Here is a 14,117-nt window from a genome sequence, read left to right as displayed (position 1 = left end):
TTTAGCGACCTTATCCCTTGGCGGGGATCGCCTTAAGCGCGGCCAGAAGATAATCCCAGAAGCGGGCAACACTTGGTACATGCACACATTCATCCGGGCTATGGGCGCGTTTGATGGTCGGACCGAACGATACCATGTCCCAGTGCGGGTATTTCGAACCCAGCACACCGCATTCAAGACCGGCGTGGATAACGCGAATTTCTGGCTCCTTGCCAAACATGTCCTTGTGAACGGACTTCATCAGGCTGACGACTTCGCTGTTGGCATCGGGTTTCCAGCCCGGATAAGCATCACCCCAGGCTACGCTCGCACCGATATTTTCAAACACGGCCGTTGCAACTTCGCGCATGGCATCGCGGGCGGAATTGATCGAGCTTCGGGCCGACAGCGTGACGTTGGCTTTGCCCTCGGCAAGCTTGACGATGGCAAGATTGATCGAGGTTTCAACAACCCCTTCAACTGACGTGCTCATCGCCTGAACACCGTTCGGCGCACCAACGCAGGCATTGTTAAATGCAGCAGAATCTTTGGCACTCATGGCCTTGGCAGGCAGATCTGCCTGGGTTGCGCGGATCGCGAAGTTCGGCTCAATCGCCCCGATTTCGTCTTTGACGTCACTTGCAAGCGCGCTGAGTGCGGCGTCGAAATCGGAAAGCTTGCCTTCCGGCAGAACGATGGTAGCAAAGGACTCACGCGGGATCGCGTTGCGCGCGGTACCGGAATTGATCGTAACGATGCGGGCATCAAAATCGCGGATTGCCGTGCGCAGGAAACGCGCCATCAGCTTGTTGGCATTGCCAAGACCAAGAATAATGTCGATGCCCGAATGGCCGCCTTTCAAACCGGTCAGCGCTATATCGCGCGCCACCAGATCGCCGCCAACGGCTTCTTCGCTATATTCATAGGTCGCGACCAGATCGCCACCACCGGCGCATCCGACACACAGCTCGTACTCGTCTTCGGTATCAAGATTAAGCAGAATCTCGCCCTTCAGGCGGCCCGGCTCAAGATTCATGGCACCGGTCAGGCCACGTTCTTCGTCAACCGTGAACAGAAGTTCCAGCGGACCGTGCTCAAGACCGTCTTCGGTCATGAAAGCCATCATTGCGGCAGCGCCAATACCGTTATCGGCGCCAAGCGTTGTGTTATCCGCCGTAATCCACTCCCCATCCATCAGCATCTGGATCGGATCAGTATCGAAATTGTGGGTCGATCCGGAATTGGCCTGGGTCACCATGTCGACATGGGCCTGCAGAATAACCATCTTGCGGTTTTCAAAGCCCGCGGTTGCAGGGATGGAGATCACAAGGTTGCCACCGCTGTCACGGAAATGCGCGGCTCCTTTGTCATCGGCCATCTTTTCCAGAAGCTTCAGAACAGCTTCTTCCTTGTTGGACGGACGCGGGGTATCGCAAAGCTTTTGGAAATTGTCCCAGATTGCGACAGGCGCAATTTTACGGATCTCGTTCACGGTGGCGCTCCTGGCAAATTTTCGTCTACGGGTTCTCACTTACCCAGATCTGTTGATTACCCTATTGCCGCACGAATTTAAAGCATGCCCAAGGTGATTTTACCCAAGCCAGATACAAATTCGAAAAAACACCGGTTCTGTTGCAATTAGCGCGATCAATATAGCGATCTGCGCAACATGATTTTACATTAATCAACGCCGACCACCTGACTGCGGCGTTGCAGTAGCATCACGTCACGCCAAAGGCCGGCCATCGGCCCATAGCCCATACGCCCCAATCCACGCTTTCGCCCAACCGTTTCAAAACCCAACGCGTGATGCAGGGCCAGACTGGCCTCATTTTCCGGAAAGATACCGGCCTCAAGCGACCAGATACCGTGTTCTTCGCTGGCTTTAATCAGTGCAGCAAGAAGCGCCTTGCCAATTCCCTGCCCTTGGCACGCCGGGTCGACATAAACCGATATCTCGGCAATACCGCGATAGACACATCGATTGGAAACACCCGATAACCCGGCCCAGCCGACAACCGTATCTTCGTCATCACAAGCAACAAGTCGGCATTCCGTCAAATGCCCCTGATCCCAACTTTCCCAGGTACCGGGATCTTCCTGAAAAGTGGCGTGGCCGGATTTGATAGCCTGGCCATAAATCTCAACAACACGATCAGCATCTGACGGGGTCATGGGACGGATATTCATCAACGCCTCGCTAAGCACATCGCCACAGCACAGTGGCGGCGGTTTGAAACTGTGATGGAGATTTTAATCCAGAAACAGCCCATCAGCTATCGGATTCCTGGCCTGGGAAACGGAAGATCAGTTGATCACGCCCGGCATCTTTGGCCGCATACATCGCGTCATCGGCAATCTTCATGGCCTCTGACAGTTCCACGAATTTTTGGCGCCCCTCGCCACCGACCGTCGCGCCGAAGCTTGCCGTCACATGCACGCAGGCCCCGTCAGTGCAGTTCTTATCAATCGGCATCTGGATATCGCGGATCATGTTCGACAGCCGTTCACCGATGCGCTTGGTGACGGCCGCGGTCGCGGATGGCAACAGAACAGCAAACTCTTCCCCGCCCAAACGCACGACAAGGTCATCATCACGCAGGGCCTGACGCAGGGTATCGGCGACCTTTTCAAGAACCCGGTCCCCCACCGCATGTCCATGGGTGTCGTTGACCTTCTTGAAGTAATCAAGATCAAGAACAATCAGACCAAAGACCCAGCTTTTGTTCTTCAGATGGCGGATTTCGCGCAGCCTGCTAACCGCACTTTCAAAGCCGCGCCGGTTAAGAGCACGTGTTAACGCATCGGTCGATGCCAGCGTATCAAGCATCTGCTCCTTGCGTTTATGATCGGTAATGTCTGTGGCAGACACCATGATACCGCCATCATCCATCATATTCATGCGGATATCGGCCAGGCGCCCCGAAGGTGTTTGCATCTCGTCAATATTGGCGTGGCCGTGACCGTTGCGCATCATTTCTGCACAGCATTCACGCAGGGCCGCGATATCAAATTCCGGCTCGCTGCCGTCTGATTTCTCATCGCCAAACAGGCGGGAAAATTCGTGATTGGAATGAATGACATCAAGCTTGTCATCAAGCATCGCAACAGCCGATGGCACCATCCGTATGACTTCGGTCACCGCCTGCTCAAGGCTTGCTTTGGCGCGCACCAGTTGCTGATGCATTTCGACTTCGTCGCGCACATCATGCGCGGTTGTCAAAATGGCGGGCTTGCCGTCATGCCACAAAATGCGTTCATCGGTCAGATCGCGCCAGACGAAGCTGCCATCATCAAGCACGTCACGCACGCGATGGCGGTCACCGCGCCGTTCACCATTCAGGATGGCTGCCACATGCTTGATGGCACGCGGGCGATTTTCCTCGGGGATGAAGCGCAGAATCTGGGGGTTTTCCATGAATGTGCTGGCATTTTCCGCCCCCATCAGGCGGGCAAAGCTTTCATTCACATAAAGGGCTGTCATGTGGCGATGAACCATCACACCGATAAAGGACCGCCCCAACATATGATCGACCTGCATCGCAGTCGTGCCATTGTCGATCATCTGTGCAGTAGTCAGGACGGCATTTCCGCCTTCCCATTCCACAGTCTCGTCACTGATTTCCATCCAGACCGGGGTACCGTCGGTACGAATGTTATAAACCTTCTTCCAACCGTGGAAGCCGCTGCTTTTCTGGAAACTGTCGGAAAGCGTATCCGCCTCGTGATGGAAGCTTGGCGGAATGTACTGGTGCATGTCCGGGTTGCTCATGAAATCCGAGACATCGCGTCGGCCCAGCATTTTCGCATAGGCATCATTGACATACACAGCTTCAAGATCCTTGTGTACAACAACACCTACGCGTGACCGCCCATACAGACGTGCGATTTCCGTTGGCTCGAACCGCATCAACGTCCTGTATCCCCCAAGACACCTAAACCCTGAATTAAAGCACAGTTATTTGCGACTTGTTTCTGTGCATGCCATATCCAAAAGGTTACACCACTTCTGGTATAATTGGAACCAAGGGATGCCGCCCCTACCCCAATGAAGGAGACCGCCCCCCAGAACTCTTATCCTCTCAACCGACAATAGATGCAGCCGCACATACATAAGCATACCAACATATTAAGAACAATGACAAATCAACAGAATGACTCCACAAACAGCACATCGGCCGGGAGAAATGCTGTGCGCCCTATGGAATTCAAAATAATCGACAGCAAACGCACCTGGGACGGCTATTGCAAGATTGACGTTTATCGCCTGCAACATGACAAGTTTGACGGGGCCCAAAGTCCGATTCTGGAACGTGAAATCCTTGAACGCGGCCATGCTGTCGCGGTCCTGCCCTATGACCCGGTCCGTGATGAAGTCGTCCTGATTGAACAGTTCCGACCCGGCACCATATCGGTAAATGCCAGCAATCCTGATATGCCTGTCTGGCTGACCGAGATCGTGGCAGGGATCATCGAAGACGGCGAAAGCGCAGAAGATGTCGCGCGGCGCGAAACCATCGAAGAAGCGGGATGCGAGATCCGGGGCGATCTTGACCTTATTTCGCATTACTACGTCACGCCGGGCTGTTCGAGCGAGACCGTTACGTTATATTGCGGCCAGGTCGATGCCAGCAATGTTGGCGGATTGCATGGACTGGCCGAGGAAGGCGAAGATATTCGCGTATTTACCGTTCCGGCCGAGGAATGCTTTGCCATGTTGCAAAATGGACAACTCTGCAATGCAATGACGACGATCGCGGTCCAGTGGCTAATGCTTAACCGGGACCGCTTGCGGCAGAATTCCGGGGTTTGAGTGCGTGGGTTGCTTGAAGGGAAAGCACCATAATCACACAATATTTACGTGGTACATTTTAAACTGCCTTGACTTTTGTGTGCAAAAAGACCAATCAACAATCAATCTAATTTGAAACCACCATGTTTGGAGTCTGTCATGGACATTCGCAATGGCACCATCGAAGCCATTGGCCGCACCCCGCTTGTGAAGCTTAAAAAGGTTTCCGAGCTGACGGGCTGCACCATTCTTGGCAAGGCGGAATACGCAAACCCAGGTGGGTCGGTCAAGGACCGGGCTGCTCTTGCCATCATTCGCGACGCCGAGGCGCGCGGCCTTCTGAAACCGGGCGGCGTTATCGTCGAAGGTACGGCTGGCAATACCGGTATTGGTCTTGCCACTGTTGGCAATGCTTTGGGCTATCGCACCGTGATCGTCATCCCCGAAACCCAGAGCCAGGAAAAGAAAGACCTGCTGCGTCTTCTGGGCGCCGATCTGCGCGAAGTGCCTGCCGTCCCCTATCGCGATGAAAACAACTATGTGCATGTTTCGCGCCGTCTGGCCGAACAACTTGCACAGTCCGAACCCAATGGCGCCATCTGGGCCAACCAGTTTGACAATGTCGCCAACCGTCAGGGCCATATTGACACCACAGCCCCGGAAATCTGGGAACAGACTGATGGTAAGATTGACGGCTTTATCTGTGCTGTTGGCACCGGCGGTACGCTGGCCGGTGTTTCCATGGGCCTTAAGGAACGCAATAAAAACATCCAGATCGGCCTTGCCGATCCGATGGGGGCTGCCCTTTACAGCCACTACAAATTCGGGGAGCTGAAATCAGAAGGCAGCTCGATCTCCGAAGGCATTGGTCAGGGTCGCATCACCGCCAACCTGGAAGGTGTCGAGATCGATCACCCGTTCCAGATCTCGGACGAGGAAATGCTGCCGATCGTCTTTGATCTGCTAAAGGAAGAAGGCCTGTGCATGGGCGGTTCGACCGGGATCAACGTTGCTGGTGCGGTGCGTCTTGCCCGCGAACTGGGCCCGGGTAAAACCATCGTCACCGTTCTCTGCGACCTTGGCACCCGCTATCAGAGCAAGCTCTGGAACCCTGCGTTCCTTAAGGAAAAAGGTCTGCCGAGCCCCGATTGGCTCTGATATAGGCCTCAATACCATTTGAAATGACAAACCCCCGCCGGTTATTGGCGGGGGTTCTGTTTTTATCAGGTCATTCGGGCCACCCCGGATTGTGATCGGCGGGTGACTTTTGCTGCACGCCCCCAAAGATACAGCCCGCAGAATAGCGCACAAAGCAACAACACCCCGGCAAAACCCGCCACAGCATTCCAGCCCCCCTGATCCCAGAACCAGCCACCAGCCGACCCCATAATGCTTGAGCCGAGATAATAGGCCAACAGATAAAGCGAAGACGCATGGCCCTTTGCCGTTTCGGCAAGTCGCCCCACCCAACCACTGGCAATCGAGTGTGCGATGAAAAATCCGCTGGTCAAAATGACGATCCCGCCAATGATCACCGGCAGGCTGTCAAATACAGTCAACCCGACACCAAGGGCAGCCAATATCAATCCCGCGACAAGCACCGGACCACGCCCGATCTTGTCTGATAATGCGCCCGCAATGGATGACGTCACCGAACCGCACAGATAGACAACAAAGATCAGGCCGATCTGGCTTTGAGACAAGCTGTAAGGCGCGTCCGAAAGTCGAAATCCGACATAATTAAACACCGTTACAAAACAGCCCATGGCAAAGGCACCGATCAGGAATACAAACGGCAAGCCCGCATGTTTTAAATGCCCGCCCCAGGCCCGAAGGTGATAACCCACCTGAAAACCGGGACGCCGCCGAAAATTACGCGATGCCGGTAACAGAACCGCAAAACCAAGGGCCGCAGCAAGGCCAAGCGCCCCCATCGCGCCAAGCGCAATGTGCCAGCCAAACAGATCGGTCAAAAAACCGATCACGACACGCCCGCTTAGACCGCCAATCGCCGTACCACTGATATAAATCCCCATCGCCATGCCAAGGCCCTTGGGATCTATTTCTTCGGCAAGATAGGCCATGGCAACGGCCGGCACCCCGCCCAACACCAGCCCTTCAAGCGCGCGAACAACAAGGAACGCGTGCCAGTCAGATAAAAACGGCGCGATCAGGTTCAGGACCGATGCCACACAAATGGACACCAGCATCAATTGTTTGCGTCCGATCGCCTCGGATACTGCCCCGGCCAACAAAATAGCCAAGGCAAGAAACCCGGTCGTCAGCGACAGCGCAAGCGAGCTTTCCGCCGGCCCTACCCTGAAATGTTCGGCCAGTTCGGGCAAAAGCGGCTGCACACAGTAAATCAGCGAAAAGGTCGCGTAGCCTGCCAGAAACAGTGCAATGCTGATACGGCGAAACGCCCCCGTCCCCGGCATGATCCCGACAGGACCATCGGTCTCGGTAACGTTGGTGGACGCGAGTGGGCTGTGCGACCGCGCTTCATGCGACGCATCAGATATCACCGTATCAGCGGCACCTTCAGATATTTCGGACTGTGCTTCCGGGCCATTTTCCCGAGAAACAGGCATTTGCGACCTCGTTTTGAATAATTCGTGGGGTGACGCTTATGATTGCACTCTCGCTCCCATCTGTCCAATATATGGAAGTGTCTTTTGTAATATTTTTTGGATATACCAAATATGGAATTGCGCCACATCCGCTACTTCCTTGCCGTCGCCCGCGAAGGGAACTTTACCCGTGCGGCCGCGCGTATCGGCATTGGGCAACCTCCGCTTAGTCAACAAATCCGCGATCTGGAACATGAAATCGGCACCGCCCTTTTCCACCGCGTGCCGCATGGCGCCGAACTGACCGAGGCCGGAACGGCATTTCTTGAGGTCGTCGCCCAATTCCCCGATCTGGCCGACCGCGCCATTCGCGCCGCCCAACGCGCCGGGCGCGGCGAAGTTGGATCCATCCGGGTCGGTTTCACCGCATCTGCGGCCTTTAGCCCGTCTGTCCCGCGCGTATTTCGTGATTTTCGCCGCAGTTATCCCGGCGTTGAGATGACCCTTGAAGAAGCCAACTCTGCCCAGCTGGTCGCTGGCCTTATTGACGAACGCCTTGATGCGGTCTTTCTGCGTCAGGACGCCATTGCCGGCGATGGCATTCGCCTGCATGTGATTTCAAGCGAACCGATGGTCCTTGTCCTGCCATCAGGCCATCCGGCGGCCAAGCGCGAAAAGGTTGCCTTGTCCGAACTTCGTGACGAGGCCCTGATCCTGACCCCGCGCGCTGTCGGCCCGACCCATTACGACAAGGTCGTCACCGCCTGTCGCGATGCCGGGTTCGAACCACAAATGGGCCAGATCGCCCCGCAACTGGGATCGGTGATCAATTTCGTTGCCGCCGAGCTTGGCTTTTCACTGGTTCCCAAACCGATGACGCAGCTACAAGCCAAGGGTGTTGCCTATCGCGAGATTGAGGGCGAAGTGCCGATTGCGCAGCTCTCGCTTGCCTATCGAAGCAACGATATCTCGACCGCATTGCGCAATTTCGTCAGCCGCACTCTGAGCGCCCATCAGACCTGACGCCGCCAACCAATCTGCCTTCGGGGCTGGCATGGGGAAAATTTCGCGCTAGATTAATGCCAACCGTGAAATCAGGCGCGCCGCAAAAACCCATTTCTGCGATGCCCGCGCCAAACCGAAAGTCTGGCTATGCTACGATATTCCCTTCTTGATCTTTGCCCCTTGAATGCGGGCGAACATCCCTCTGACGCGCTGCGAAATACTCTGGCGCTTGCGCAACATGCCGAAAAGCTTGGCTATCACCGCTACTGGCTGGCCGAACATCACAATATGCCGGGCATCGCCAGTGCCGCGACCTCTGTTGTCATGGCGCATGTGGCCGCCGGCACAAAAACCATCCGCGTCGGTTCGGGCGGTGTGATGCTGCCCAACCATACGCCGCTTGTGATCGCCGAACAGTTTGGCACTCTTGAGGCACTTCACCCCGGCCGTATTGATCTGGGCATCGGCCGTGCACCGGGTACGGATCAACGCACCGCCGCCGCCCTGCGCCGTGATATGCATGGCTCCGAAGAACGCTTTATTCAGGACGTCTTGCAGGTTCAGGCTTTCCTGGCCCCGCTTGAAGGCAATCCGCCAATCCGTGCCGTCCCCGGTTATGGGTCACAGGTCCCGATGTGGCTTCTTGGCAGCAGCCTGTTTTCTGCTGATCTGGCAGCACGCCTTGGTCTGCCCTTTGCCTTTGCCTCGCACTTTGCGCCCGACATGCTGATGGATGCGCTAACCCTTTATCGCAACCGGTTCGAGCCAAGCGAACAGCTTGATAAACCCTATGCGATTGCCGCCATGGGCTTCTTTGCCGCGGATACAGACGAGGAAGGCGAATATCTGGCCACCTCGATGCAGCAGCAATTCCTTAACCTGCGGCGCGGCACACCGGGCCAGCTGCCCAAACCGGTCGAGGATATGAACGAGGTCTGGAACCGCGTTGAAAAGGCCGGGGTCGATCACGCCATGCGCTATGCCGCCATCGGTGGTCGCGACACGGTGCGCAAGAAGCTGCGTGAGTTCGCCTACATGACCAATGCCGACGAAATCATGGTAACCGCCAACATCTATGATCAGACCGCACGTCTGAAATCCTTTGAAATTGCCGCCGATCTGTTTGGGGAAATGAACGAAAAGTCTGACAATAAAGACTGCGCCTAAGCCCCACAGACAGCCGATTTTTTCGCAAATGCCGGGTTCTTCGTGAATCCTGCATTTGCATTTCATCATACGAAATACCAAATCACACCACTTGCGCTTGCATCATAGCTCGGACAATATGCGCCACCCATTGAGTCCTTCAACGATAGCCCCGTGTTTCAAATGGTTATGGTGCGCCCTTCATGACCGACTTCCTGCTGGCAGCCCTGCCAATTGCGACCATTCTGTTTCTGATGATCAAGGCCAACTGGGGTGCTGCGCGCGCTGGTGCAGCCGCCTGGTTTGTCACGGTCATCCTTGCTGTCTTCTTCTTTGGCGCACCGACCGACATGCTGATCATTGCCCAGGCCAAGGGCGTGATGCTCGCACTTTATATTCTGTATATCGTATGGGCGGCCCTGATCCTTTATTTCGCGGCCGAAGAAGCCGGCGCGATCAAGACCATCGGGCGTGCCATTCGCTCGCTGACCGATGATCGGCCGCTACAACTTCTGATATTGGGTTATGTCTTTGCAAGCTTCCTTCAGGGCGTTGCCGGCTTTGGCGTTCCGATTGCCGTTGTCGCCCCGCTTCTGCTGGGTATGGGCTTTTCGCCGGTGCTTGCCGTTGCCGCCCCGATGATTGGCCATAGCTGGTCGGTTCTGTTTGGCAACATGGCGACGTCGTTCGAAGCACTGATTGGTGTCACCGGCATTCCCGGCACGGAACTTACGCATTATTCCGCAATTCTTCTCGGCCTGTCGGGCTTTATGTGCGGCGCGGCGGCTCTTTGGCTGGATGGCGGCTTCCGTACCATTCGCCGGCGGATCGTGCCGCTGATCCTGATTTCCGGCGTGATGGGTGTCGTGCAGTATTTCATGGCCAATTACGGTGTCTGGACGCTAGGCGGCCTGACCGCCGGGATCGCCGGACTTGTGACATCCATCATCGTAACCCGGTTCTGGAAGCCCCATCCCGATGATGTCGCCGAGCAGGTTGTTGATGATCATCACCACATGCCCTTGGTCGAGGCACTGACACCCTATTTGGTGTTTATCGTTCTGGTCACACTGGCGACCTTTGTCCCGGCTGTTGAAATGCTTCTGGGCAAAATCCGCTTCACGCTCGATTTCCCGGAAACAGCCACCGCAACCGGTTGGGTGATTGAGGCCGAAAGTGCCAAGGCCATTGCCATCTTTGGCCATCCGGGCGCGCTTTTGCTTTATACTGCCGCCATCAGCTTCACCTTCTTTAAGCTGCGCGGCCACTACGATAACGGGATTGGCAAACGCATCTGGCAACGCACGCTTAAAAGCGGCCTGCCGACCAGCATTGGCATGGTGCCGGTGATCGGCCTTGCCATCATCATGGATCACGCGGGTATGACCTATGCCCTGGCCGAAGGCGGTGCTGCGATCTTTTCCGGTGCCTTTGCCATCGCCTATCCGGTGATTTCACCGGCCATTGGTGCGCTTGGCGCCTTCATGACCGGCAGCACGAACAATTCCAACGTGGTATTTGGCATGTTCCAGCGCCACACCGCCGAACTTTCCGGTCTGTCGACCGCCCTTGTTCTGGCGGCACAGGCAACCGGGGCTTCGCTTGGCAGTATGCTGGCCCCGTCAAAAATCCTGGTGGGGTGTTCGACGGTGGGTCTGTCGGGCAAGGAAGGACCGGTTCTGTCGGTCGTTCTTAAAACCGGTGTCATGTTGACCGCACTATGTGGCTTCATGGCGCTGGGCATTCTTCTGATCACGACGATGAACGGGGGCGCATAAGATGAAACAGAAACTGTTCAATCCGGTCCTTCTCGTCCTGACCTCGATTATTCTGCCAATTGCCGCCTTTGAAGCACTGGTCACAGACAACATCGCGGTAAGCGACATCCTGTTTGCCCTGTTTTGCGCGATCATGGCGCTGATTGTCGTGCGCAAATAAAAAGTGCCCGCCGACCAAATTGGCGGCCGGCACTTTTTAAAAACCGAGCCAGAAACCTTACGGGCGGAGCGCTGCCAGTTTGACGCCAAAGGCAATGAAGACCACACCGGTCGTGGCCTTGAGCGTGCGCTGAAAACGACCACTGCCGGCAAAGCGGGTCAGTCGTGCCAGTAACATAATCATGGCCGCAAACCAGATGGCGTTGATCGCTGCATGCAGGCACACCAACATAAAGGCGGATGTCACCGCCCCCTCTCCCACCGGGATGAATTGCGGAAACGCTGCCAGATAGAAGATCGAGACCTTCGGGTTCAGCGCATTGGTCAGAAACCCCTCGCCATAGGCCTTGATCAGGGTGCGTTTGCGCTTTGCCGGTGAAACTTCGGCAACTGTTTTCACCCCGCGCCAGGCGTCGCGCAATGCCTTAAACCCGACCCAGCACAGATAAGCCGCCCCCAAAAACTTCACGATCATGAAGGCCTGTGCGGATTGCACGAGGATGACCGAAATACCGAGGATCGACAAAGTCCCATGCAGGTAAAAGGCCGTCACAAATCCGGCCACATTGGCCATCCCGGCCATACGTCCCGATGTCGGCACCGTCTTAGCGACCAGAACACCATTGGGCCCCGGCGACATGACAAGCAGTGACGCAACCAGCGCAAAACTCAGAACCTGTGACCAATCCATGGGGCGATCCTTTGCAAATGACCAAATGGTGCGCATTGACTGATGACGTTTCGCACCTTGCCTTGACTATATCCCGCCTTGATCAACCAACAAGAAAATCATTGTGACCATACATTTTCCCTGACCGGTCCGGCGAGCCTGCCGGGATCAGGAAAATGATAAGTTCTTGGAAAATGATAAAGAATAGAAGTGGCCGCCCGGATCAGGCGGCACTACGGTCGCTGCAATAAAAGTCAATATGGCAAAAGCCATGCGACGACGGGGCACGAAACTCCCCACGAGCAAATTCTTCTGAAGTCTTGGCAATGTGCCTGCACCCGCAGGCGCAATGTGAGCCCTGCTGACTAGGTTAAACATGCACGTTACCCGATCCATCCGTTCCATCGCCCTTTGCGCCCCCTTCCTACTTGTCTCCACGCTTGGTAACGCCGAAACGCCGCTTACGGGACCGAAATGGGGTTCCCATATTGACCTTGAAGGCAAAGGCGGCACGGATCGCAACCTTGGCGAAACCGATCTTTTCATTCCGCTTTGGCAGGATGAGGACACATTGACCTTCACCAGCCTTCGCGCCCGGATGGATGACAATAACAGCCACGAAGGAAATTTCGGGCTGGGCATTCGTCAAATGCTTGATACGGGATGGAACATTGGCGGCTATGGGTATTTTGACCGGCGCCACAGCCCCTATGGCAACAAATTCAACCAATTGACCTTCGGCGCAGAAGCCCTGTCGCTTGATTGGGATTTTCGCGCCAATGCCTATGTCCCGATTGGCACGACACAATACATGGAAGACAGTCTGAGTACTGTTGATGTGAGCGGCACCACCTTGATGTACAATCAAGGTGAAGAACGCGCATTACGCGGCTTTGACGGGGAGATTGGTTGGCGCATTCCGTTATTTGAGGCTGATGCCGGACAGCAACTCCGTGCCTATGCCGGTGGTTATCGCTTTACGGAAGACGGTGTTGATACGGTACAGGGTCCGCGTGGGCGACTGGACCTGACCTTTGATGAAGTTCCTTTTTTATGGGAAGGATCGCGCTTCTCGCTAGGGGCTGAAATCCAGCATGATAGTCCACGTGGCACTCAAGGGTTTGCCAGCTTCCGCCTTCGTATCCCCTTGCAAGGTTTTGGCGATGCCCCGAAACCACGCCTGACAGCGATGGAACGACGCATGACCGATCCGATCATCCGCGACATTGACGTGGTCAGTCAGGCCGGACAGTTCTCTAAAGCAAGCGCAATCACCCAAACAGCGGACGGCGAAACGATCACGCTGTTAAACAGCAATTCAACGTCGGCGGGCGATTTTGCCACCGCCATCGCCAATGCAGGCGCCAATTCCACCGTCGTGCTGAGCGGGAACTACACAAATGTCAGTTCCATCACCACTGTTCAGAATGGGCAAACAATTGTCGGCGGCGGGGCACTCGACATCAAAACACCGACAGGGCGTTCGGTTACGGTCACCATTCCTGATTCATCAATCTCGGGCCCGGGTAACAGCGGCGGTGGCAGTGGCGCCAGCCGCTTCTTTGACATGGCCGATAACAGCAGCCTGATTGGTGTGACGGCAAACCTTACCCGGTCATCAAGCTCAGCCATCGTGAGAATCGCCAACAAGAAGAATGTCACAATTCGCGACAACAAACTGACAACGACCGTCAGCAGCTCAACCGCATCCACTTTTGATATCGAAGACGGTGAAAATATTACAATTGAAAATAATGACATATCCATAATTGCCAATGGTAGCACTTCTCATTTCCTGGCGATCCGTGGCACCAACTCAAACATCAGCGTCAACGACAACATGATTTCCACAACAGGGACGGCCGCCACCAAACGTTACATTTTGCTCGCTGGAAGCGTAAATATATCCAACCTGTCTGGTTCAGGTAATACGTCCAACATCACGACGTGTTACATCGGTGGCAGCCTTGGCACCGTTACAGGAACAATCACGACAAGCGGCACCAATTGCCCCTGAG

At 55.4% G+C, this 14,117-nt stretch carries 12 protein-coding genes; 7 read left to right on the top strand and 5 right to left on the bottom strand.

All coding sequences use genetic code 11. The features are described from left to right. Positions 1 to 10 precede the first annotated feature (10 nt). The 3 genes from ACXAF0_RS18385 to ACXAF0_RS18375 all read right to left on the bottom strand — a co-directional run bounded on the left by ACXAF0_RS18385 (position 11) and on the right by ACXAF0_RS18375 (position 3,889). Positions 11 to 1,471: an aminoacyl-histidine dipeptidase gene (locus ACXAF0_RS18385; RefSeq protein ID WP_475347280.1), complete on the bottom strand. Its 1,461-nt coding sequence runs from the start codon at positions 1,469 to 1,471 to the stop codon at positions 11 to 13. A gap of 188 nt (positions 1,472 to 1,659) precedes the next feature. After that, positions 1,660 to 2,169 carry an N-acetyltransferase family protein gene (locus ACXAF0_RS18380; RefSeq protein WP_475347279.1) on the bottom strand — a complete coding sequence of 170 codons (510 nt, stop codon included), beginning with the start codon at positions 2,167 to 2,169 and terminating at the stop codon, positions 1,660 to 1,662. Between the two features lie 82 nt (positions 2,170 to 2,251). Next, positions 2,252 to 3,889: a sensor domain-containing diguanylate cyclase gene (locus ACXAF0_RS18375; protein ID WP_475347278.1), complete on the bottom strand. Its 1,638-nt coding sequence runs from the start codon at positions 3,887 to 3,889 to the stop codon at positions 2,252 to 2,254. 291 nt (positions 3,890 to 4,180) lie between these two features. On the opposite strand from ACXAF0_RS18375, the gene ACXAF0_RS18370 reads away from it, so the two are divergent. Together ACXAF0_RS18370 and ACXAF0_RS18365 are read left to right on the top strand one after the other, a co-directional pair. After that, positions 4,181 to 4,792 carry an NUDIX domain-containing protein gene (locus ACXAF0_RS18370; RefSeq protein WP_475347277.1) on the top strand — a complete coding sequence of 204 codons (612 nt, stop codon included), beginning with the start codon at positions 4,181 to 4,183 and terminating at the stop codon, positions 4,790 to 4,792. Between the two features lie 138 nt (positions 4,793 to 4,930). After that, positions 4,931 to 5,929 carry a cysteine synthase A gene (locus ACXAF0_RS18365; protein WP_475347276.1) on the top strand — a complete coding sequence of 333 codons (999 nt, stop codon included), beginning with the start codon at positions 4,931 to 4,933 and terminating at the stop codon, positions 5,927 to 5,929. Positions 5,930 to 5,994: 65 nt separating this feature from the next. On the opposite strand, the gene ACXAF0_RS18360 is transcribed toward ACXAF0_RS18365, so the two are convergent. Further along, complete coding sequence (locus ACXAF0_RS18360) at positions 5,995 to 7,362, bottom strand: MFS transporter (protein ID WP_475347275.1); 1,368 nt, start codon at positions 7,360 to 7,362, stop codon at positions 5,995 to 5,997. 111 nt (positions 7,363 to 7,473) lie between these two features. On the opposite strand from ACXAF0_RS18360, the gene ACXAF0_RS18355 reads away from it, so the two are divergent. From ACXAF0_RS18355 to ACXAF0_RS18340, 4 genes are all read left to right on the top strand, one after another. After that, complete coding sequence (locus tag ACXAF0_RS18355; RefSeq protein ID WP_475347274.1) at positions 7,474 to 8,364, top strand: LysR family transcriptional regulator; 891 nt, start codon at positions 7,474 to 7,476, stop codon at positions 8,362 to 8,364. Between the two features lie 129 nt (positions 8,365 to 8,493). Further along, complete coding sequence (locus tag ACXAF0_RS18350) at positions 8,494 to 9,513, top strand: LLM class flavin-dependent oxidoreductase (RefSeq protein ID WP_475347273.1); 1,020 nt, start codon at positions 8,494 to 8,496, stop codon at positions 9,511 to 9,513. Positions 9,514 to 9,695: 182 nt separating this feature from the next. Beyond that, positions 9,696 to 11,270, top strand: a complete 1,575-nt coding sequence (locus tag ACXAF0_RS18345; RefSeq protein ID WP_475347272.1) for an L-lactate permease — start codon at positions 9,696 to 9,698, stop codon at positions 11,268 to 11,270. Between the two features lies 1 nt (position 11,271). Continuing rightward, the gene (locus ACXAF0_RS18340) at positions 11,272 to 11,430 is read left to right on the top strand and encodes a hypothetical protein (RefSeq protein WP_475347271.1); all 159 of its coding nucleotides are present in this window, start codon (positions 11,272 to 11,274) and stop codon (positions 11,428 to 11,430) included. Positions 11,431 to 11,487: 57 nt separating this feature from the next. Here the strand turns inward: ACXAF0_RS18340 and ACXAF0_RS18335 are convergent, their stop codons facing one another. Continuing rightward, complete coding sequence (locus tag ACXAF0_RS18335) at positions 11,488 to 12,120, bottom strand: LysE family translocator (RefSeq protein ID WP_475347270.1); 633 nt, start codon at positions 12,118 to 12,120, stop codon at positions 11,488 to 11,490. Between the two features lie 355 nt (positions 12,121 to 12,475). Between ACXAF0_RS18335 and ACXAF0_RS18330 the strand changes: the two genes are divergently transcribed. After that, the gene (locus ACXAF0_RS18330) at positions 12,476 to 14,116 is read left to right on the top strand and encodes an inverse autotransporter beta domain-containing protein (RefSeq protein ID WP_475347269.1); all 1,641 of its coding nucleotides are present in this window, start codon (positions 12,476 to 12,478) and stop codon (positions 14,114 to 14,116) included. Position 14,117 lies beyond the last annotated feature (1 nt).

Source organism: Thalassospira sp. ABD4_177, assembly GCF_056160125.1.
This window is presented reverse-complemented; position numbering and strand designations above follow the sequence as displayed.

What these genes read in the sequence shown, in the direction of transcription:
- ACXAF0_RS18380 (WP_475347279.1), bottom strand. Translation starts at nt 2,169, where the DNA reads ATGAATATCCGTCCCATGACCCCGTCAGATGCTGATCGTGTTGTTGAG.
- ACXAF0_RS18375 (WP_475347278.1), bottom strand. Translation starts at nt 3,889, where the DNA reads ATGCGGTTCGAGCCAACGGAAATCGCACGTCTGTATGGGCGGTCACGC.
- ACXAF0_RS18370 (WP_475347277.1), top strand. Translation starts at nt 4,181, where the DNA reads ATGGAATTCAAAATAATCGACAGCAAACGCACCTGGGACGGCTATTGC.
- ACXAF0_RS18365 (WP_475347276.1), top strand. Translation starts at nt 4,931, where the DNA reads ATGGACATTCGCAATGGCACCATCGAAGCCATTGGCCGCACCCCGCTT.
- ACXAF0_RS18360 (WP_475347275.1), bottom strand. Translation starts at nt 7,362, where the DNA reads ATGCCTGTTTCTCGGGAAAATGGCCCGGAAGCACAGTCCGAAATATCT.
- ACXAF0_RS18355 (WP_475347274.1), top strand. Translation starts at nt 7,474, where the DNA reads ATGGAATTGCGCCACATCCGCTACTTCCTTGCCGTCGCCCGCGAAGGG.
- ACXAF0_RS18350 (WP_475347273.1), top strand. Translation starts at nt 8,494, where the DNA reads ATGCTACGATATTCCCTTCTTGATCTTTGCCCCTTGAATGCGGGCGAA.
- ACXAF0_RS18345 (WP_475347272.1), top strand. Translation starts at nt 9,696, where the DNA reads ATGACCGACTTCCTGCTGGCAGCCCTGCCAATTGCGACCATTCTGTTT.
- ACXAF0_RS18340 (WP_475347271.1), top strand. Translation starts at nt 11,272, where the DNA reads ATGAAACAGAAACTGTTCAATCCGGTCCTTCTCGTCCTGACCTCGATT.
- ACXAF0_RS18335 (WP_475347270.1), bottom strand. Translation starts at nt 12,120, where the DNA reads ATGGATTGGTCACAGGTTCTGAGTTTTGCGCTGGTTGCGTCACTGCTT.
- ACXAF0_RS18330 (WP_475347269.1), top strand. Translation starts at nt 12,476, where the DNA reads ATGCACGTTACCCGATCCATCCGTTCCATCGCCCTTTGCGCCCCCTTC.